The organism is Streptomyces sp. XD-27 (assembly GCF_030553055.1).
Lineage (GTDB): Bacteria > Actinomycetota > Actinomycetes > Streptomycetales > Streptomycetaceae > Streptomyces.
In genome coordinates, this window is record NZ_CP130713.1 from 772133 (window position 1) to 792775 (window position 20643).

The following is a 20643-nucleotide window of genomic DNA, read 5'->3' on the forward strand; positions in this document are numbered from 1 at the left end:
ACACCCCGCGTACCACGCGGGGAGTACATGCCGCGCCCGGCTGCGTTATCGGAGCGTGCTCCATGTCGACCGCAGGGCGGGAATGCTCTCGGCCACGGCTGCGAGGTCCCGGTCGTCCGCCGCCTGGCGCAGTTCGCGGAGCCGGTTCTCGACGAGGGGCGCGGTGTCCTTGTCGACGGTGTGGCCGACTCGGTCCCAGATCCGTTCGAGCGTGGCCACGTCGCCTGCCACGGCGCCGTGGTCGTCGGCGGCCGTGTCGATGAGGAGCTGACGGGTCCAGAGGTCCAGGCGTGCGGCATCGATGTCGGCAGGAGGCCGGTGCCGCAGTTGCAGGTCCAGGTCGGCCTGCGCGACCTTGAGGGCCGACTGGCGGGCGTCGTCCGCGTCGCGGGCGGTGACGGCCGCGTTCATGGCGTCCACGGCGCCGCTCAGCTGGTCGCCGAGTGCGGCCGGAACGTCGCCGGCGCCGTAGGTGTCCCGGGCCCGCTGCGCGGTCGTCGCCGCGGCCGACGCGCCGGACCAGTCCCCCGTGCCCGCGGTGTCGAACACCCGGTCCGCGGCGCCGGAGATGCGGGTGAGTTCGGCCGGAACCGGGCCGCCCACCGCGTCGGTGGGTACGGCGAGGGTCACGGCCTCCAGGTCGCCCTCGCGGGTTCCGGTGGAGAACTCGCCGTAGCCCGGCGCGAAGATCTTCTCCTCGCGCGCGCTGTCCTGGTGGATCTCCTCGACGGTGATCGCCCCCTGCACGGGGCCGTTCGGGCCGGGCACCGTCCGGTCGACGGCCTTGACGCTCACCTCCTCGAACACCGTGCCGGGGATGTTCTCGGGGCGGTAGGCGTCACCGACCTCGGGCTCGGCGGGCATGATCATCGCCGCGGTGCCGTCCTTCCCGGCCTGCCAGGTGCCCTCCGTGTCGGCTACGACGCCGTCTTCGTAGTTGGACACGTCCTCGCCCAGGTACCACACCGATCCGTCATCCGCCTGGGCGTACCAGTCGAGCGCCACCTCGGCGATACGGCCGTCCTGGTAGGCGACGTACTGCGAGATGACCGCGTCGATCCGCTCGCCGTTCCAGGTGATGGTCTTGGTGCCGGGCAGGAGCGTCACCTCCGCCCGGAACGGCTCGCCGTCGGCCCGGCCGCCGTAGAGGGTCTGGGCGACCTTGCCGGTGGGGTGGAGGGGGTTGGTCACCGCGGTGGGACGGGAGAACTCCGGCTTGTCCAGGTCCACCCGGTCGCCGGTCGGGGCGAGGGGGAGGCATCTGCCGTCCGCCTCGGATTTCACACAGGCCGGGCCCGCGGGCAGCCTGCCGGAATCGGTGCCCGAATCGCCGCAGGCACCGGTGACGACCGCGGCGGCCACACCGATGGCCAGCAGCACGGGGCGGGTCATCCCGTGGCGCAGCATGGCGTCCCCCTTCCCCCAGGTCGATGAAGGGTGGTCGGTTCTCGGTGGTCAGTCCCGGCGGTCAGTCCCGGCCTTCGTCTTCCGGGCCGTGGTCGGGCTGGCTGCCGACGACCTTGAAGTCCTGATCGAGGTGCACGTCGATCCGGCTGCCGTCGGGGAGGGTCACCTCGACTTCGTAGAAGGCGTCCTCGTCACCGACTTCGGAGTCGGTGACCCGGCCGCCGCCGGTGTGGTCGAGTGCCGCGGTGCTCGCCTTCTCCAGTGCGGCTCCGGTGATCGGCGGCTCCGAGTCGTCGCCACCGCTGCTCGCCAGACCGATTCCTGTTCCGCCGCCGACCAGGGCGGCGGTGGCCGCCGCGCCGACGATCCACTTCTTCTTGCGGTTCATCACGGGGCTCCTCTCCTGCTCACCCCATCCTGCGCCGTGCGTGCTGAACAGAAGCTGAACTCAGGCGCCGTCTCCGGCGGGGAGGACCACCTCGATGCGCGCGCCGCCCAGCCCGCTGCCGGCGATCGCGACCGTGCCGCCGTGCGCGCGGACGAGTTCGGCGACGATGGCGAGTCCGAGGCCGGTCCCGCCGTGGTCACGGGCCCGGGCGTCGTCGAGTCGTACGAACCGTTCGAAGACCCGCTCACGCTCCTCCTCCGGGATGCCGGGACCGTCGTCCTCGACGGTGAGGACAACGTTCCCCGCCCGTTCGGACAGGGTGAAGGCCACCTGCCCGCGGGCGTATCGGGCCGCGTTGTCCGCGAGATTGCGCAGCACGCGCCGCAAGCCTGCGGCGTCGCCGCGGACACGCCCGGCCGAGACGGCGGCGGTGTCGATCCGCAGACCGGTCACCGCTCGGAGGCGGCCCGCCTCCTCGAAGACCAGGTCGTCGAGATCGATCGGGCGGCGCTGGAGCGCCAGGGTCTGCTCACCGGCCCGGGCCAGCAGGAGCAGGTCGTCGACCAGGTACTGCATACGGAGTCCCTCGGCCAGCGCCGTCCCGGCCAGGTCGGTGACGGGGGTGAGTTCGGGGTGGGCGAGTGCGACCTCGGCGTGCTGCCGGATGGTGGCGATCGGCGAGCGCAGCTCGTGGGAGGCGTCGGAGACGAAGCGCCGCTGACTGGCCTGGGCGCGCTCCAGGCGGCCCAGCATGCGGTTCATCGTCGCCGCCAGGCGGGCGATCTCGTCGCCTCCGGACGGTTCCGGGACCCTGCGGTCCAGCGCGGCGGCGGAGATCTCGTCGACCCGGGTGCGGATCGCCTCCACCGGCGCCAGCGCCCGTCCCACCGCCTTCCAGGTCGTGAAACCGACCAGCAACAGCAGCACCGGCAGGCCGATCAACAGCAGCCTGATGACCGTCTGCGTCGAATCGGAGACGTCCGCGAGCGCGCGGGCGGCGACCACGACGCGCGCCCCTTTCGGGGTGTCGGCAGCCGCGGCCACGGCGATGAACCGGTCGTCGTCGACCGGCGTCGAGATCTCCGACGACTGCCCCGGCCGCAGTGCCGCGAGCGCGGGGCTGCCGCGGACGTTGGGGCTGGACGCCACGACCCTGCCGCCCGCGTCGAGGACCTGGATCACCTCCTCGTCCTCCTCGGCGACCGCGAGGGTCGGCTCCCGTCCCCCTTCGAGCTGCGCGGCCACCTCGGCGGCCCGGGCCTTGGCCGCCGAACGCACCTGGTCGGTGAGCGTCCCGCGCAGTCCGGCCACCAGGGTCAGGGCCCCGGCGACCAGCGCGACGGCCACCACGAGCACCGCCGCGAGAGTCGACCGGACGCGGACCGTGCCGGCCCGCGCGAGCAGGCCCGTACGCCGCGGGCCTTTGCCGCCCGCGCCGCTGCCGCCCGCGCCGCTGTCGCGTGGGTTCGTCCGACGCGGCCTCCCGCGGGGCGAGTCCGCCGACCTGTCAGCCGCCATCGGCGGCCAGCCGGTATCCGGAGCCCCGCAGGGTCTCGATGGCCGCTCGCCCGAAAGGACGGTCGAGCTTGTTGCGCAGGCGCCGAACGTAGACCTCGACGATGTTCGGATCGCCCTCGAAGTCGTAGTCCCAGACGTGATCGAGGATGGCCTGCTTGGAGACGGTCTCGCCCCGGTGGCGCAGCAGGAACTCCAGGAGCGAGAGCTCCCGGGCGGTCAGCTCCACCTCGGCCTGGCCCCGCCACACCCGTTTGGCCGCCGGGTCCAGCCGCAGGTCCCCCGCCACCAGCACCGTCGGCCGCTCGGCGGCTCCGCGGCGCAGCAGAGCCCGCAGCCGGGCGACCAGGACCGCGTGGGAGAACGGCTTGGTCAGATAGTCGTCGGCACCGGTGTCCAGCCCCTCGACCTCGTCCCACTCGCCTTCCTTCGCGGTGAGCATGAGGATCGGCGTCCAGATGCGCTGCTCCCGCAGGGCCGCGCAGACGCGGTAGCCGTTGAGCCCGGGCAGCATGATGTCGAGGACGATCGCGTCGTAGGGGTTCTCCTTGCCCATCCACAGACCGTCGGTGCCGTTGAGCGCCACGTCCACGGCGAAGCCCTCGGCCTCCAGCCCATGGCGCAGCCCCTCGGCGAGCCGCTCCTCGTCCTCGACCACCAGGAGACGCATCGTCGGCGAGACCGGTCAGCAGGACGGCGGGCCGGCAGGCCCACCGGCCCACCGTCCGGCCTCCGGCGGTCGCACTCCAGAAGCCATGGGCTCTTCCTCCTCTCCGTCATTGTGTGCCCCGGACCCGCGCTGCCCGCAAGCGGAGGCGGTACGGGACGTGGGTGTCGCAGAGGCCGGTCTGGCTAGGTGGCGACGGCGGCGGCAGATCTGACGGCGTTGGGGGCCGACCTGCTGGCAGCCGTACTGCGCTGAGCAGCTTCGATCTGCCCGGCTCCACCCTTCGCTTCCTCATCGAGCGCCATGGCTTCAGGCGCCCTGCAAGCCTTGCATCGCCGCGGCGGCGCGTTCGGCCAGCTCATCAGCGGACACGTCCTCGACGTGCGTGGCGACGTTCCAGCGATGCCCGAAGGGGTCCTCGAACTGGCCTGCCCGGTCGCCGTAGAACTGGTCCGCCATCGGCTGGAGCTCCTTGGCGCCCTTCGCCATGGCCCGGGCGAAGGCGGCGTCCGCGTCGTCCACGTACACGTACAGGTTCACCGGAGTGCCGCCGACCGTCTTCGGACCCCGCGCGCCCATCTCCGGGAACTCGTCCGCGAGCATGATCACCGAATTCCCGATCTGCAGCTCGGCGTGGCCGATCCTGCCACCGGGTGCCGGAATACGCATGCGTTCGGTCGCGCCCAGCACCTCACAGTAGAAGTCGATGGCAGCCGCCGCGCCGTCGACGGCCAGATAGGGCGTGACACGGGGGTAGTCCTCGGGAATCGGCTTGACACTCACCGCGCGTTCTCCTCAGGGTCTCGGTTCCCCCCGCCCGACAGGCTGCCACGCCCCCTGGCGCCCGGCAGCCCGACGCAGCCGAACGGAGCACGGCGCGTACGGCCGACGCTCCTGCCTCAAGGCCGGTAGACGCACTCCGCCAGCGTCGCGTGCTTCTTCCAGCCCAGCGTCTCGTACAGGGCGCGCCCGGCGTCGGTCGCGCCGAGAACGCCGAGGACCGCGCCCTCCTCCAGGGCGCGGTCGGCGAGCGCACGCATCACGAAGTCGCCCAGTCCGCGCCGCCGATGGGCCTCCTCGGTCACCACCCGGTCCACGACCACGGCTTCCCCCAGGGCCGCCATCTGCCCCTGGGCCGCCTGCTCACCCGCCGCATCCAGCACCCGGACGCAGGTGACGGCTCCCATGGTCTCCACGGTCGCGGTGTACCCCTCGGGTGCGACCGGGTTCGTGGCCATCAGGTCGACGGCCATCAGATGTCCGGTCTCCTCCCAGGCCACCACCCACCCCCCGGACAGCCAGGGCTCGATCTCCTCCGGCTCCGCGGGCATCTTCATCCAGGTCCGCGGCACGGACACCGAGGCGGCGGCGCTGCGGACCCACGACTCCTGGGCCTCGGGCAGGACATGGCGTCCCACTTCGTCGGGGTTGCCGGCCACCTCGACATAGAACCCCCAGGGCTTCTCGACCGGCGGGGGTGTCCGCCGGGACACGGCCCAGCCCGCCACCCAGGTCGTGACGATGTCCGCAACCATCAAGCCCTCCCGAAGTCGTGGCCGCACCAACGGCCGGGTAATAGCCAGCACTTGGGAGCACACATTACATCGCCGTTCAATGCTCGATCGATGTCAGCGCCGGGGTTCCGCCTGGCCCTCGCCGAGGACGGTCGCCGTGGCGCGGTGCGTCGAGGCGTCCTCGATACAGCCCCGCAGCCGCATCAGGTCGTGCGGGGGAAGGGCAGGGCGGATCACCCCCGCGTAAACGTCGCTTTCCAGACGTTGGAGTGCGGACCGGTCGTTCTGGGCGGCGGTGGAGCGGCGGCAGGTCTGCCACAGGTCGCCCGCGGCCAATTCCAGGGCTTCGGGGGTCGGTTCACCGCGCATCTCGATCCGGAACACCACGGTGGTGGCCGCCGCGTCCGGGAGGGCTTCCTGGCGGGTCTGGGTGGCGTCGGCCAGGCCGTCCCACATCAGCGGCACGAGCGCCACACCGGCGACGGCCGTGGCCGCGGTGGCCAGCTTCCGGCCGGTGCGGGACGGCGGTACGCAGGGCCGGTCCTCCAGCCGTGCCGGGCCCGCCGCCCCGCCGAACCCGGTGTCGGCCGGGGCGGTGAGGGCCGCCAACCGACCGGCCAGCCGGCGTTCCGCGCCCTGGCGAACGGTGGCTCCGGCGATCTTCTGGATGACGAACGCGATGCCCGAGAGCGCGGCCCCGGCCACCATGAGGACGGGGATGAAGACGAAGGTCCGCTGGGTGCCGTCCGGCTCCCCGGAGCCGATCCAGCGGAAGCGGTCCGGCGCCTCCTCCCGGGACTGCTCCAGCCGCCGCCGTACCTCCTCGACGCGCGCGTCGTACTCGGTCATGCGCCGCTCCAACCGGGACAGCCGGGCAAGCAGCACCAGACAGGCCAGGAAGCCCTCGATCACCAGCAGGAGCACACCGCAGATCAGAGCCCGCTGCCACTCCCACCGGTACAGGTACAGCACCAGGTAATAGCCGGCGTAGGCGGCCGACAACCCTCCGAAGACATAGCTCACATACCTCATGCCGCCGCTCCCTTCCCGCTCGCCGGGGTCCGCGGTGGTGCGCCCCCGTCGGTCCTCTCCACCACTCCCGAGCCGCCGTCCACCGACAGCGCGGTGCCGGGCGGAAAGCGATCGACGGCCCCCGGTACGCCCACGGCGGTGGGCACCCGGTACTCGCGCGCGAGCACCGCCAGGTGGGACAGCACGCTCCCGGTCTCGGCCACCAGACCCGCCAGTCCCGGCAGCAGCGGGGCCAGCGCCGGATCCAGCGCACGGACCACCAGCACCGGATGCTCGGGCCGGTCGCCGTGCCCGTCCCAGGCGGTACCGGCGCCGAACCCGCCGCCCGCCCCCTGTCCCTCGCCCGCCCGGCCGCGCCCGGCCGCGAGCTCGGCCACCGGACGACCGTCGACCAGCCGGAAGGCGGCGGGCAGGGCCGGGCTGTCCGGCCGGGGCACGCGCTCGGCCAGATCGGACGGCAAGCCGCCGCCGTCCGCTGCCCGGTTCAGCTCCTCCCACCGCAGCAGGACAAGACGGGGCAGCCCCACCACACCGCCACCGAAGCATCGCCGGGCGGCGAGTTCGCGGACCATCTCCGCCTGCATCTCCTGCACCCAGCGGATCCGCAGCCGTAAGCCCTCGCGAACCGGGAGCGCTCCCACACCACGCGGCACACCCGTGACGCCCGTACGCTCCGGCAGGGCCCCGCGCTCGCCGAGCGTGGGCGGCAGCAGGGAGAACAGGACGGGGTGACGGGCGAGCAGCTGATGGTCGCTCAGGCCCCGCGCCCGGCCCTCGGCCAGCTCGGCCAGCGCCTCACCGGCGGCCGTCGCGCCGGAGCCCTGACCGAGCAGCGCCCCGGCCAGCGACTCCTGCGCGTGCAGGGGCGACAGTACGGCGCGCCCCCAGGAGACCGCGTCCAGGATCCGTCCGGTGAGCATCTGCTGCGGGGCGGGCAGGTCGGCGAGGTGCCGGTCGACGTCGGCCATGAGGTCCAGCGCGAGCAGCGGCAGCGCCGAGCGCAGCCGTCCCACCCGCCAGGCGGCTGAGACGCGGCGGGCACCGGGGGCCGGATTGATGAAGCGCAGGAGCGGATGGGCGGCGGGCACCGCGCCGAGGAGGTGCAGGTCGGCGGCGGCTCGGCCGTCGACGGTGGTGACCACCGGCAGGGTACGGAGGTGCCGCCGGGGGGCCGCTCCCGCGATGTCGAGGGCGAGGGTGAGGCCGTGGGACATGGGCACGGCCCACAGGTCCTCCTCCAGCGGCTGGAGCACCCCGGGCAGGGTCTCGGCGACCGGTCCCGGTCCCAGGAGCCGCGCGTCGCGCGGCGGCCGGACGGCCATCGCGGTGATCGGACGCGCCTGGAACAGCCACAGACGCCCGTCGGCGTCGAATCCGAACTCCACGTCCTGGGGGCTGCCGAACACCCGCTGGGTCTTCTTGGCCAGCCGGACCAAGCCGGTGATCTCGCGTCGGCCGAGCAGTCGGGCGGAGCCGGCCTGTTCGGCCGGTTCGGTCCGTATCAGCCTGCCGAACCGGGTCAGTTGGTAGCGCACGCCCTGCGTACTGCCGTCCACCAGTCGGTCCGGGCCGCCGCTGACGGCGCTGATCAGGATGCGGTCCTCGCGGCCCTCCACCGGGTCCGCGCCGAACATCACCCCGCCGGTGACCGCCCGGAGCATCGGCTGCACCAGGACGGCCATGCCGTCCAGCGGATCCGCGCTCCGTCTCTCGGGCGGGTGGAGGACCTGTACGCGGCGGGCCGAGTCGAGGACCGTCCGCACCGCGGCGGTGAACTCCTCCCAGCCCCTCACGTCGAGCACCGACGCGAAGCGGCCGGCCATCGACGATTCCTCGGTGTCCTCGTGCGTGGAGGAGGACCGTACGACCAACGGCCGCCCGTCCTCCCCGGCCAGCTCGCGCCAGGCCCGGCGCAGTGCTTCGTCCCCGGCGGGGGCCGAGCCCGTCCGCTCGGCGGGTACGAGGACGAAGCCGGGGAGCACCGGCAGCCCCGCCACGGCCGCCCGGGCCAGATGGGCCGCCTTGGCGCCCGTGACGGCGGAGTCCTTCGCACGTTCGGTGTCCAGCGGCACCACCGCCAGCTGGTCCGCTTCGATCCCCACGTCCTCGCTCCCCCCATCTCATGCGGCGTGAACGCGTCGCGTCCGCACGGTGAATTCCCCTGGACCGATGTCCCTCGCCAAAAGAGACCAGGGAGAGGCCACTTGGGTTGAGAGAGGCCATGCCGAAGCGGAAGATCCGGACTATCGGTCGGCCAACGGGCTCAGCGCATCGGCCATCCAATTGATGGACCCCTTGATCAGGCCGCGCGGCGGGATGGCGATGGTGACGCCGTTGGCACATACGTCGCCACTGCACGGAGCGGCGCTCGCGGGGCGGCGGCGATGCCCAGCAGCGCGGCGGCTGCGAGGACGAGGACAGCGATACGGCGCATGGAAAAGCCTCTCTGTTCAAGAAGTTCAAGGGTGGTTTCGGGAGATTTTCAGGTGGTTCTACTGTCATACGTTCTCCCGGTGGGCGGCCCGACCGAGCCAGAACCGCCCGGATGCCGCCGTATGGACATGCGCTCATCACTCGAATGACCGGCGTGGAGTTGCCCCGAGGGCTCCGTCGCGTGCGGTGAGATCGGGTCATGGTCGTCCTCATCGGAACGTCGGGATGGCAGTACAGGGACTGGCGCGGTGTCCTCTACCCGTCCGGCTGCCCCCAGCGGCTGTGGCTGGAGGAGTACGCACGGCACTTCGCGACCCTGGAGAACAACAACGCCTTCTACCGGCTGCCCACGGCCGAGCAGTTCGCCGCCTGGCGGGACCGCACGCCCGCGGGCTTCGTCATGGCGGTCAAGGCCAGCCGGTACCTGACGCACATCAAGCGGCTGCGCGACCCCGAGGAGCCCGTGGACCGGCTCATGTCGCACGCCTCCGGCCTGGGCGACCGCCTGGGGCCCGTGCTGTTGCAGCTTCCGCCCAATCTGCGGGCGGACACCGACCTGTTGGACGCCTGCCTGGGCTGCTTCCCGTCCACGGCGCGCGTGGCCGTCGAGCCCCGCCACGACTCCTGGTGGACGGAGGAGGTCCGGCAGCTGCTGGAGCGGCACGGTGCCGCACTGTGCTGGGCGGACCGGGGGTCCCGCCCCGTCGCGCCGCTGTGGCGGACGGCCGCCTGGGGGTATCTGCGCTTCCATGCCGGAGCCGCCCTGCCGCACCCCCGCTACGGCCGCCAGGCGCTCGGCCACTGGGCGCGGCGGGTACGCGACACCTGGCCGGACAGTGCCGAGGTCTACGCGTACTTCAACAACGACCTGGGCGGGGCCGCCGTCCACGACGCCGCCGCCTTCGCCAAGGCCGTGGCGTCACTGGGGCGCGAGGTGACACGTACGCCGGACGTGTGAGCCCGTACGCGTGAGCCCATACGTACCCGATCCCCAAGCTATTCCTTAGAGATTTACGAGCAAATCCGAGGATTGACTTAACTCTCCGCAGATGGTGATCATCTGATCGATCGTTATCGAACGAGAGGAATCACTGTGACCGGCACACATCCATGGACCGTGGCGGTGCTCGGCCCCGGCGGGGTGGGCGGGCTGCTGGCCGCCCTGCTGGCCCGTGCCGGACATCGGGTGATCTGCCTCGCGGGTGAGGAGACCGCCGGGACGCTGCGCCGGGACGGCATCCGCGTGCTCAGCTCGGCGTTCGGCGACTTCACCGCGCACGTCGAGGCGGACACGGAGCTGCGCGAGCCCGTCGACGTGTGCCTGGTCGCCGTCAAGCACACGGCGCTGGCCGCGGCCCTGGAGCGGGTGCCGCCCGCCGCGCTGGGCGGCGGGCTGGTCGTACCGCTCCTCAACGGCGTCGAGCACCCGGCCCTCCTGCGCCGCCGCTACCGCCCGGAGCAGGTGGCACCGGGCGTGATCCGCGTCGAGTCGACCCGCGTGGCCCCGGGCGTCATCGAGCACGGCAGCCCGTTCGCCGAGGTCGACCTGGCGGGCGCCACGGTGGACCGCGGGCGCCTCGACGCCCTGGCCGAGGTGCTGACGGCCGCCGGTGTCGGCGCCCGGGTACGGGACGACGAGGCCGCGGCGCTGTGGGCGAAGATGGGCTTTCTCGCTCCCATGGCGCTGCTCACCACGCGGTACGGGCTCACCGTGGGCGGTGTCAGGGCGGAACGGCGCGAGGAGTTGCTGGCGGTGGTCGAGGAGACCGCCGCGGTGAGCGGCGCCGCCGGCGGCCCGGCCGACACCGCCGCCGTCCTGGCGCGGTACGACTCGTTCCCCGCGGACACGAAGTCGTCCATGCAGCGGGACGCCGAGGCGGGCCGCCCGCTGGAGCTGGACGCCATCGGCGGCGCCCTGCTGCGGGCCGCCGAGCGGCACGGGGTGGCCGTGCCCGTCGCCGCCCGGCTGGTGGCCGAGTTGGGCGGCGGCACGGGGAGGTGAGCGGCGGCACCGGACGGCGGTGCGGCACAGCCGCCCGGTGCCGCGCCGCCGGTCAGGGCAGCCACGCCTCGTAGGACATCACGTCCCCGGCCTTGACCTGGAACTCGTCGAGATCCTTGGTGAAGGTGACCTCGATGCCGAGGACCCGCCCGTCGTCGGGGTCGAGGATCACCATGTGCCGGGTCCCGTTCGAGAAGCCGTCCGGCCCGTCGTAGACGTACGCCTGCCCCGGCCGGCCGAGGCGGTCGGTGACCACGCCGACGCCGCGGAGGCCGCCGATGTCGGCCAGCAGTGCGGCGATGGCGGCGTTCTCGCGGGGGCCGGGCGTCCACTGCTGGAGCATCGAGGAGATCGCCTGCAGCAGCTGGGGCGGCTTGTCGCCGGCGCCTCCCCACAGGTCCGACAGATACGAGCGCAACCTCCCGGGGTCGTGCGGCGGTTCGAGGCCGGAGAGGCCGTCGTGGCCGCCGCCGGTCCCCGGCGGGTAGTTCTTGCGCTGGAGAATCCTCGCCCCGTCGACGGTGCGCCACTTGCCGCCGGCGTCGACGACGGTGCGGCCCGGCCGGTCCGGGTCGGCGGCCACGACCAGCTCCGAGCCGCTTCCGTCGGCGTTCCAGCGCGTGACGCGCTCCTCCGGGAGCGTGACCGGCCGCGAGGCGTCGGGGCCCGTCTCCATGCTCATGTACCACGCCTGGAGGTGGCTGCCCCGGCGCGGACCCGCCTCGCTGCCCTCGGCCGGCCCCTTCGCCCGGCGGGCGATCTCGTCGAGCGGTACGGCGTGCGACCCGGTCTTCGGTACGAGCGCGACCGGGGCGGCGACCGCGGGGGCCGTGGTCGCGCCGGAGAAGGCGAGGGTGAGGACGGTGACGGTGGCGACGGCCGCGGCGGCGACGCCCAGCGCGAACCGCCGTACTCCTCCGGGCCGCCGCCCGCTGTGCAGCAGCCGGTTCAGGCGTCGCTCCGCCCAGCTGTCCAGGGGCCGGTCGCGCCAGGGGCCCTCGTCCGCGGAGACGGGGTTGGCCCGCCGGAGCAGTTCCAGTTCGTCAGTCATCGCCGCGGTTCCTCTGCTGTGCCGGGACGGCGCCGGTCGTCGCCGCCACCTTGTCTGTCGCCGCTGGCGTGGCCGCGGCCGCCGGAACGGCCGGCGTCGGTGCCGGGCGCATGTGGTCTATCTGCGCGCGCAGGCGCCGCCGGGCGCGGTGCAGCCGCATGGCCGCCGCGCTCCGGCCGCAGCCCAGGGCCACGGCGAGCTCGCCGACGTCCAGCTCCTCCCAGCTCGTGAGCCGCAGGATCTCCTGGTCCACGGCCGAGAGCCGGGCCAGCGCCTCGTGCACCCACGCCCCGGGGCGGTCGGCGTCGGGGCTGTGCACGATCTGGGCGCCCCGCGTCACCTCGTGGTGTCCCAGCTTGTGCAGCAGCCGGCGGTAGCGGCCGTGGCCCCGGACGGTGTTGGCCAGGCAGTTCCGCGCCACGCCGTACAGCCACGGGAGCGGCGTCTCGGGGAGTTCGCCCCTGCGCCGCCACGCCACGGCGAAGACGTCCGCGACCACCTCCTCGACCTCGTAGGTCTGGCCGTCCAACCGCCGGGCCACATAGCGGCTCACCGCCCAGTAGTGCGCGCGATAGGCATCGGCGAATGCGTCGTCCGTGCTCATGTTCCGTCTGTGTCCGGCATGGCCCCGGTCGTCACACCCCGGCCCTGTGATCTTTCCCGTGTGACGGCTCACAGGGGGCCGGACACGTACAGGGCATGAGGATCACGCAAGACCGCCGTCCCGCGGCGGTGCGGTGGCTGACCACCACCGACCACAAGACGATCGGCACGCTGTATCTGGTCACGTCGTTCGGCTTCTTTCTGTTCGGCGGCTCATGGCGCTGTTCATGCGCGCCGAGCTGGCCCGGCCCGGCCTGCAGATCATGTCGAACGAGCAGTTCAACCAGGCGTTCACCATGCATGGCACGATCATGCTGCTGATGTTCGCCACCCCGTTGTTCGCGGGCTTCGCGAACTGGATCATGCCGCTCCAGATCGGCGCCCCCGACGTCGCGTTCCCGCGGCTGAACATGCTGGCCTACTGGTTGTATCTGTTCGGCTCGCTGATCGTGGTGGCGGGCTTCCTGACCCCGCAAGGGGCGGCCGACTTCGGCTGGTTCGCGTACGCGCCGCTGTCGGACTCCGTGCGGTCGCCGGGTGTCGGCGCCGACATGTGGATCATGGGTCTGGCGTTCTCGGGCTTCGGTACGATCCTGGGCTCGGTCAACTTCATCACCACGATCATCTGCATGCGCGCTCCGGGCATGACGATGTTCCGGATGCCGATCTTCACGTGGAACGTGCTGCTGACCGGTGTGCTGGTGCTGCTGGCCTTCCCGGTGCTGGCCGCGGCGCTGTTCGCGCTGGAGGCGGACCGCAAGTTCGGGGCGCACATCTTCGACGCGGCCAACGGCGGGGTGCTGCTGTGGCAGCACCTGTTCTGGTTCTTCGGGCACCCCGAGGTGTACATCATCGCGCTGCCGTTCTTCGGCATCATCTCCGAGGTCATCCCGGTCTTCTCGCGTAAGCCGATGTTCGGTTACGGCGGTCTGGTCGCGGCGACGATCGCGATCGCGGGTCTGTCGGTGACGGTGTGGGCGCACCACATGTACGTCACGGGCGGGGTGCTGCTGCCGTTCTTCTCGTTCATGACCTTCCTGATCGCGGTCCCGACCGGTGTGAAGTTCTTCAACTGGATCGGCACCATGTGGAAGGGGTCGTTGAGCTTCGAGACGCCGATGCTGTGGGCGGTCGGCTTCCTGATCACCTTCACCTTCGGTGGTCTGACCGGTGTCATCCTGGCGTCGCCGCCGATGGACTTCCACGTCTCGGACTCGTACTTCGTGGTGGCGCACTTCCACTACGTGATCTTCGGGACCGTGGTCTTCGCGATGTTCTCCGGCTTCCACTTCTGGTGGCCGAAGTTCACCGGCAAGATGCTCGACGAGCGGCTCGGCAAGATCACCTTCTGGACGCTGTTCATCGGCTTCCACGGCACCTTCCTCGTCCAGCACTGGCTGGGCACACAGGGGATGCAGCGCCGCATCCCGGACTATCTCGCGGCAGACGGCATCACCACGCTCAACACCGTCTCCACGATCGCCTCGTTCCTGCTGGGGCTGTCGTTCCTGCCGTTCTTCTACAACGTCTGGAAGACGGCCAAGTACGGCAAGAAGGTCGAGGTCGACGACCCGTGGGGCTACGGCCGCTCGCTGGAGTGGGCGACCTCCTGCCCGCCACCCCGGCACAACTTCACCGCCCTCCCCCGGATCCGCTCCGAATCCCCGGCCTTCGACCTGCACCACCCCGAGATCGGCCTGCCCGCCGACGAGCTCGCCCAGGAGAAGGGGGCACTGGTGTGAACACCTCGGACATGAACACCGCCGAGACGATCAAGGACATCGAGGGCTTCCTCCTCTGGGAGGCGGAGAAGCACACGGCCCACGCCCGCGCCCGGGCCTTCTGCTCACGGATGCCGTGGCTGACCGACTCCCAACGCCAGGAGGTGGAGCGGCTCTACGCCCAGGACCATCTGGGCGTGTCGCGGGGATTCCTGGAGCGCGTGGTCGAGCGCAGCGGCGAGCTGCGCGCCGAGTACGAGCACCGCTACCGCACCCTGCGCAGCCGCCTCCTCGCGGCGGCCCTGCTCGGCGCGGCGGTGTTGGCGGGGGTGGTGGCCGTGGCCGTGGCACTGCCGTAGCGCCGCGGGCCCGTCGGCGGGCGCTTCTCCCGGCAACCGAGCGAAAATCCGTGGCATTTCGCGTGCACGGCCACCGGACGCAGGGCATTCTTGCTGTCACTGAAAGCGAGTCAGGCCACAGGTAGCACCGGGGGGCGCGGCGTGACGGAGTCCGGTTTGGGCATGGGCCTCAGAGGCCGTGACGGGATCATCTCCCTGGTCGGCCAATGCCTCGCGCAACGCCCCGCCGAGGAGCGCCCCGTGATCACGCTCCTCGGGCCGCGGGGCAGCGGGGCCAGCGAGGCGCACAGCGCTCTCATGGAGGAGTTCGGCGCCGAGCACCCGTTCGCCTACGTCAGCTTCGGGGGCGAGCAGTCGGTGCTGCCGCGCTATGCCCTGGGCCTGCTCGCCCGGCAGCTGGAGCGCAAGCTGCCGCGGTACCGGCGCTCCCACTTCCCCCGGCTCACGCTCGGACTGCTCGCCTCCGACCACGAGCTGCGGATGACCAGCCTGGCCGACGGGCGGCGCGGCATCCGCCAGGAGCTGGACAACTTCCAGGCGCAGAACGAGGCCCGCTACGGCGACTACCTCGCCGCCTTCTTCGAGGTGGCGGGGGGCGCCGTGGGGGCACCCGACGGCGCGTCGACCGCGGCCCTCGCGCTGCTGCGGGACGCGGTGCGCAGCGGCCGGCGGCGGCTGCCCGGCCGGAAGTTCACCGGCAGTGCCGCGTGGTACGGCGGCCATCCGCTGATCCGGAGCCGGGACCCGTGGGACGCGCTGGTGGAGCTCAACCTCTGGCGGCACGAGGGGGACGAGGACGACCAGGAGCGGCTGGACCGGGTGCTCTTCTCGGCCTTCATGGAGGATCTGCGCCGCAACGCGGACCGCTCGTTCATGCCGCGCTCGTATCTGCTGCTGCTCGACAACTCCCATACGGAACGCGGCCGCCGCTTCCTCGACCTGCTGATCCGCGCCCGGCGGGACGACGCCCTCGCGCCGGGCACCGGCTGCGACCCGCTGACGGTCGTCGCGAGCGCCAACCGCTGGCTGCCCCGCTGGGGCCCGGCCACCGGCGATCAGTGGCCCTGGCGGCTGCGGGTCCCGGACCGGGCCTCCCTGGACGACTGGCGCGAGCACCGGCCCGGCCGCGACAGCGACGACACCTGGTGGTATCCGCTGCGGCTGCGCGATCTCACCCTCGACGAGGTGCGCGTCCGCATCGAGCTGGAGTTACACGACCATCCCGGTCTCGCCCCGTTCACCCGGCTCGCCCCGTTCGTGCACCGGCTGACCGGCGGTCTGCCCCGGGCCGTACGCCAGGTGCTCGACGTGCTGCGGCAGCCCGGCGCCCCGGTGGAGGACGGGCCCGACCAGGACCGCTGGCTGCGTGCGCTGCCCGCTCGGACGGCTCAGGAGGGCGAGGAGCCCCGTACCCTCACCGACGCGGCCCTGGACCATCTGCTCCAGGGCTTCGCCGAGGCCGAGCGCGAGTCGCTGGCCGAATGCGCCGCCGCGCGCGACCTGTCCGTCGGCGCGCGGATACTGAGCCGCGGTGACGCGCTGTTCAGCGAGGCCCGCGCGCGCTGGCTGCTGCTCAGTCCGGGGACGATGACGCCGACCCTCCACCCGTGGCTGCGGCGGCTGCTGCTGTGGCGGCTGGCGGAGCGCCCCAGTGACTGGGACACCGTGCACGAGCTGCTCGCCGAGCACTTCGCGGCGGAGCGGCGTCCGGTCCAGGAGATGTACCACCGGCTCGCCACCCAGCAGATCGAGGTGGTGACCGGCCATCTGGTCGAGCGCTTCCCGGCGGTTCCGGCGGCGCAGTGGATCACCGAGTTCAACGCGATCACCTCGGCGCCCAACCGGTTCCCGAGCGGCGGCACCCCCCTCGACCTGCTCGCCGGGCTCTCGCCGGACGACCCGCGGGCCGCCGTCACCAGCGAATCGGTGATCCGCGACCTGGTCCTGGCGCGATGGGTGTGGACCGATCCGCTCGCCGACCCGGGGATGCGGCTGAACAACCTGATCGCCGACGGGTTCAACCAGCTGTCACGTATTCGGAGGAGCGACATCGTGGCTTTGTTCAACGAGGCGGAGCGCTACCGCCACTGGCGCCATCCGCTGACGTCCACCAGCGAGGGGTGAGCCCGATGCGCAGACTCGAATGGCCGCTGCACATCGTGCGCCGCGTCGCGATCACCGCCGTCGTCCTCGTCCTGCTCGCGGTGGCCGTGCCGCTGACCCTGGACTGGCTCGAGGACGCCCGGTCGCGCTGCGCGGACGGCGTGGTGAAGAAGGGCGAGGCCGACGAGTGCGTCGGGGTCACCGACGGCTCGTACAGCTTCGACGACCATCTCGACGGCGTCATCAAGAAGATCAAGGAGGAGAACGACCGGGTCGCGGACAACGCCGGCGAAGAGCCGTACGTCAGCGTCGCGTACATGACCTCCTTCACCCTCACCGACGACGACAGCAACTCCGAGGAGTCGGTGCGGCACGAACTGGAGGGCGCCTACCTCGCGCAGTACCGGCACAACCGCGGCGACCTGCCCTCCTCCCCCAAGATCCGGCTGCTGATCGCCAACACGGGCACCAGCGCGGCGCAGTGGGAGTACACCGTCGGGGAGCTGGCCAAGCGGAAGGGCTCCGGCGACAGGCTGGTGGCCGTCACCGGGCTCGGCCCCAGCACGGACCGCACCCTCGCGTCCCTGAAGCGGCTGTCGACACACGGCCTCGCCATGGTCGCCAGCTCCATGACGGCCACCAACATCCGCGACATCAACGGCTTCGTACGGGTCGCGCCCACCAACGTCGACGAGGCGCGCGCCGCCTCCGCGTACCTGAAGCGGCAGAAGGTCCGTACGGCGGTCGTCGTCCAGGACGTCGCCCGCCACAACCTGTACGCCAAGACGCTGGGCGACGCCTTCACCGAGGCCTTCCCGGACAAGGACGGCGGCCAGCAGCTGGTCGCGGAGCGGATGACCTTCGACTCCTCGGTGCGCAGCGCCTGGGAGAACGAGCTGCGCTTCATCCCCGGGCAGCTGTGCCAGAGGAAGCCCGAGGTGGTCTACTTCGCGGGCCGCGGGCAGCACCTGACGCACTTCCTCGACGCGATCGCCAACCGCACCTGTCAGGAGCAGAAGTTCACCGTCATCACCGGCGACGACACCACGAACCTCACCGCGAAGCAGCTCGCGTACGCCGCGCAGACCGGGGTGCGGGTGCTCTATACGGGCCTGGCCCACCCCGACATGTGGCGCAAGGCCCCCCACAACGTCTCCGCTCCGTCCGCGAAGCACTTCCAGGAGGGCGGCACCCTGGACGTCTGGTTCCCGAACGACCCCCGCTACGACGGCGGCGCCATCGTGGCGCACGACTCCGTCCTCACCGCCGCCCAGGCCATCAGGATGGCCGCCCGCTGGGAGGGCGACGTGACCGGCGAGGCGGTGGCCCGTATGTTCCACCAGATGGAAGGCGATCAGCAGGTGCCGGGGGCGAGCGGCTTCATCGCGTTCCAGAACAACGGCAACCCCCGCGACAAGGCGGTCCCGATCCTCAGTCTCGACTCACACGGTCGGGCGACCTTCGTCGAGGTGTCGGCGGCCGACGGCGCGCCGCCGCAGGGCGGGTGACACGCCGTCCCGCAGGGCGAGCAGCGCCGGCGCGCCGCACACTGGCGGGGTGACGGCACGACAGAGCGCCGGGACCCTGCTGTACCGCCGGACGGGCCCGGTCACCGAGGTGCTCCTCGGCCACATGGGCGGGCCCTTCTGGGCCCGGAAGGACGCGCGCGCGTGGTCGCTGCCCAAGGGCGAGTACCAGCCTGACCAGGAGGAACCGGAGGCCGCGGCGCGGCGCGAGTTCACCGAGGAGCTCGGGCTGCCGCCGCCGGCCGGCGACTGGGTCCCGCTCGGGTCGGTCCGGCAGACCGGCGGGAAGGTGGTGACGGTCTGGGCGGTGGAAGGGGATCTGGACCCCGGTCTGGTGGTCCCCGGCACCTTCGAGATGGAGTGGCCGCCGCGCTCCGGCCGGCTCCAGCGGTTCCCCGAGCTCGACAGGGTCGCCTGGTGGGGTCTTGACCAGGCCCGGGACAGGATCGTGGCCAGGCAGCAGGTCTTCCTCGACCGCCTTGTCGAACTCCTGGCGGGTGGCTGAGATCCTCCCTCCCCCGGCAAGATTGGCCGACCGACATATCACCTGCGCGCCTGAATAGGACGACTTGTAGGGCCGCACCGGGCGCACGGGGCATCGAACGCATCGGTCCCGCGAGCCGCGGACCTGCGGGAAGGGCCGCCCCGGGCGGGATTGCCGCACTGTCAACCGCTATTTCGGGGGATATCGGCATCTTCGGAGGCGCGGCTAGCTTCTCTGCCCGTCCGGTTTCCGCTCGTCCCGACGCCACGTCAGGGACCGAGGAGAGAGGCAGGTTGATGAGAAGCAGAAGAGATGTACTGAAGGCGGCGACGGCCGCGGCGGGCGCCGCCGCGGCCGTCGCCGTCGGTGGCGGCACGGCCACCGCCGCGTCCAGGACCCCGGCGCCGGCGCCGAGCCGCGTGCTGAGTTCCGTGGGGTCACGGCTCAACACCTTCCACGACGCGTCGGGCAAGGTGACCGTGTCGGTGTTCTCGCATCACGGGAACCCCGCCCAGCAGCACTGGATCAACGAGACCATCCTCGTCGGCGACGGCGACATGATCGCCATCGGCGGCGGCGCCAGGGCGACGGACACCGGCAACGGGGCGCTGCTCACCGCGTCGCACCCCACCGACGATCTGTCGGGCTGGACCGTCTGCTCGAAGGACCACATCGATCCCCAGCCGCACGAGCTGGAGACCTATGTCATCGGTCTGAAGATCGCCGGGATGAGCCGGGACCAGCTGCTGCGGTCGGTGTACGTCTCGCGCGCGGACAGCGGCGTGGCCCCGCACCCGGAGGCCGAGGCCGGCATCCCGTCGTCGAACGACTACGTGCTCGTCGGCGGCGGGTTCCGGGTGGACTGGCACGGGTCCGGCAACCTCGCCACCGCCTCCTTCCCGGCCACGCAGACGTCCTGGAAGGCGCGCTCGAAGGACCACATGGTCTCCGACCCGGCCAACATCCGCGCGTACTCCATCGCGCTGCGGCGCCGCCTCCCGGTCGGCACCGTCTGGAACAGCTTCCGCCGGGCCGATTCCGGTCAGTCGGCGCACCCGGCCGCGGTGGCGGACGTGGAGCAGGGTTACGCCCTGACGGGCGGCGGCGCCGAGGTGCACTACCGCGGGTCGGGCAACATGCTCTGGCGGCTCGAACCGTCGACCACCCAGACCCCCAACTTCAGCGCGGCCGCCAAGGACCACCACATCTCGGATCCGGCCACGATCACGGCCTGGGCGCTGGGCATCCGCATCGTGTGACGCGACGCCCCGCACCGCGCCATGCCCCAGGGGAGGGTGGGGCATGGCGCACGCCGCCTATCGACCCGTATGACGGATTCACCAGGCGTCAGCAGCTATTTCCGCATGTACGTTGATGCGCGGGTCCGGCGGCCATACGGTGGCCGCATGCAGTGGAGGATCTGGCGCCTCGCAGCTCGCAGCCCGGCCGTGCGCTTACAGCACGGCCGGTCGCACCCGTCCGGGGGCCACCACACGGTCATCCTGCGGGACGGCAGGGACCGTGCCGTCGGCCGCCTGGACTACCAGCTCTGCCACGCGTGCCGGACGGGACGCGTCGAGCAGATCTGCGTCGCCCTCGCCTGGCAGCGCCAGGGACTGGCCCGGGAGGCGATCCACGAGGCGCTGGCGCGCGGCCCCGGGTACGACTGGGTCACGTCGCGTCAGTCACGGGAAGGCCGGCTGTTTTTCGCCGCCATGACCCTCGAGACGGGCGCAGCCTTCACCAAACGGGGCAAACGCTGCCCGCACATGTGCGGGCGAACGAGATAACCCGCCTCCACCACCGCACCGGCCTCTCGCTCTTCCACGTGGCTGGAT

At 72.0% G+C, this 20643-nt stretch carries 18 protein-coding genes and 1 pseudogene; 9 read left to right on the forward strand and 10 right to left on the reverse strand.

The genetic code is table 11. The features are described from left to right. Window positions 1-45: 45 nt before the first annotated feature. The 8 genes from Q3Y56_RS03245 to Q3Y56_RS03280 form a co-directional block, all read right to left on the reverse strand. The gene (locus Q3Y56_RS03245) at window positions 46-1407 is read right to left on the reverse strand and encodes a hypothetical protein (protein WP_304460453.1); all 1362 of its coding nucleotides are present in this window, start codon (window positions 1405-1407) and stop codon (window positions 46-48) included. A gap of 61 nt (window positions 1408-1468) precedes the next feature. After that, window positions 1469-1795 (reverse strand): PepSY domain-containing protein, encoded by a 327-nt coding sequence (locus Q3Y56_RS03250; RefSeq protein WP_304460454.1) that lies wholly within the window; start codon window positions 1793-1795, stop codon window positions 1469-1471. 60 nt (window positions 1796-1855) lie between these two features. Next, entirely contained in the window at window positions 1856-3151 is a 1296-nt protein-coding gene (locus tag Q3Y56_RS03255; RefSeq protein WP_304460455.1) for a cell wall metabolism sensor histidine kinase WalK, read from the reverse strand. 151 nt (window positions 3152-3302) lie between these two features. Next, window positions 3303-3980, reverse strand: a complete 678-nt coding sequence (locus Q3Y56_RS03260) for a response regulator transcription factor (protein ID WP_304460456.1) — start codon at window positions 3978-3980, stop codon at window positions 3303-3305. A 306-nt stretch (window positions 3981-4286) separates the two neighbouring features. Further along, window positions 4287-4760 carry a VOC family protein gene (locus Q3Y56_RS03265; RefSeq protein WP_304460457.1) on the reverse strand — a complete coding sequence of 158 codons (474 nt, stop codon included), beginning with the start codon at window positions 4758-4760 and terminating at the stop codon, window positions 4287-4289. Window positions 4761-4876: 116 nt separating this feature from the next. Then, the gene (locus Q3Y56_RS03270; protein WP_304460458.1) at window positions 4877-5512 is read right to left on the reverse strand and encodes a GNAT family N-acetyltransferase; all 636 of its coding nucleotides are present in this window, start codon (window positions 5510-5512) and stop codon (window positions 4877-4879) included. Between the two features lie 93 nt (window positions 5513-5605). Then, window positions 5606-6523 (reverse strand): hypothetical protein, encoded by a 918-nt coding sequence (locus Q3Y56_RS03275; protein ID WP_304460459.1) that lies wholly within the window; start codon window positions 6521-6523, stop codon window positions 5606-5608. Continuing rightward, entirely contained in the window at window positions 6520-8625 is a 2106-nt protein-coding gene (locus Q3Y56_RS03280) for a PEP/pyruvate-binding domain-containing protein (protein WP_304460460.1), read from the reverse strand. The genes Q3Y56_RS03275 and Q3Y56_RS03280 overlap by 4 nt, the downstream gene beginning before the upstream one ends. Before the next feature lie 530 nt (window positions 8626-9155). On the opposite strand from Q3Y56_RS03280, the gene Q3Y56_RS03285 reads away from it, so the two are divergent. Together Q3Y56_RS03285 and Q3Y56_RS03290 are read left to right on the forward strand one after the other, a co-directional pair. Next, a complete protein-coding gene (locus Q3Y56_RS03285) occupies window positions 9156-9914 on the forward strand; it encodes a DUF72 domain-containing protein (protein WP_304460461.1) in 759 nt (252 codons plus the stop codon). A 135-nt stretch (window positions 9915-10049) separates the two neighbouring features. Then, on the forward strand, window positions 10050-10958 hold the full coding sequence (locus tag Q3Y56_RS03290; RefSeq protein ID WP_304460462.1) for a ketopantoate reductase family protein: 909 nt from the start codon (window positions 10050-10052) through the stop codon (window positions 10956-10958). 52 nt (window positions 10959-11010) lie between these two features. Here the strand turns inward: Q3Y56_RS03290 and Q3Y56_RS03295 are convergent, their stop codons facing one another. Beyond that, window positions 11011-12009: a CU044_5270 family protein gene (locus tag Q3Y56_RS03295; RefSeq protein ID WP_304460463.1), complete on the reverse strand. Its 999-nt coding sequence runs from the start codon at window positions 12007-12009 to the stop codon at window positions 11011-11013. Then, window positions 12002-12613, reverse strand: a complete 612-nt coding sequence (locus Q3Y56_RS03300; protein ID WP_304460464.1) for an RNA polymerase sigma factor — start codon at window positions 12611-12613, stop codon at window positions 12002-12004. Before Q3Y56_RS03300 ends, Q3Y56_RS03295 begins: the two co-directional genes overlap by 8 nt. Window positions 12614-12708: 95 nt before the next feature. On the opposite strand from Q3Y56_RS03300, the pseudogene ctaD reads away from it, so the two are divergent. The 7 genes and pseudogenes from ctaD to Q3Y56_RS03335 all read left to right on the forward strand — a co-directional run bounded on the left by ctaD (window position 12709) and on the right by Q3Y56_RS03335 (window position 20595). Then, window positions 12709-14354, forward strand: a pseudogene (gene ctaD / locus Q3Y56_RS03305) (cytochrome c oxidase subunit I). Next, window positions 14351-14692 carry a hypothetical protein gene (locus tag Q3Y56_RS03310; RefSeq protein WP_304460465.1) on the forward strand — a complete coding sequence of 114 codons (342 nt, stop codon included), beginning with the start codon at window positions 14351-14353 and terminating at the stop codon, window positions 14690-14692. The pseudogene ctaD and the gene Q3Y56_RS03310 overlap by 4 nt, the downstream one beginning before the upstream one ends. A gap of 240 nt (window positions 14693-14932) precedes the next feature. Then, on the forward strand, window positions 14933-16816 hold the full coding sequence (locus tag Q3Y56_RS03315) for a hypothetical protein (protein WP_304460466.1): 1884 nt from the start codon (window positions 14933-14935) through the stop codon (window positions 16814-16816). Between the two features lie 5 nt (window positions 16817-16821). After that, window positions 16822-18303 carry a branched-chain amino acid ABC transporter substrate-binding protein gene (locus Q3Y56_RS03320; protein WP_304460467.1) on the forward strand — a complete coding sequence of 494 codons (1482 nt, stop codon included), beginning with the start codon at window positions 16822-16824 and terminating at the stop codon, window positions 18301-18303. 49 nt (window positions 18304-18352) lie between these two features. Then, window positions 18353-18826, forward strand: a complete 474-nt coding sequence (locus tag Q3Y56_RS03325; RefSeq protein ID WP_304460468.1) for an NUDIX domain-containing protein — start codon at window positions 18353-18355, stop codon at window positions 18824-18826. A gap of 275 nt (window positions 18827-19101) precedes the next feature. Further along, window positions 19102-20064, forward strand: a complete 963-nt coding sequence (locus Q3Y56_RS03330) for a hypothetical protein (protein ID WP_304460469.1) — start codon at window positions 19102-19104, stop codon at window positions 20062-20064. A 147-nt stretch (window positions 20065-20211) separates the two neighbouring features. Further along, on the forward strand, window positions 20212-20595 hold the full coding sequence (locus Q3Y56_RS03335) for an N-acetyltransferase (RefSeq protein ID WP_304460470.1): 384 nt from the start codon (window positions 20212-20214) through the stop codon (window positions 20593-20595). The last annotated feature ends 48 nt before the right edge of the window (window positions 20596-20643 follow it).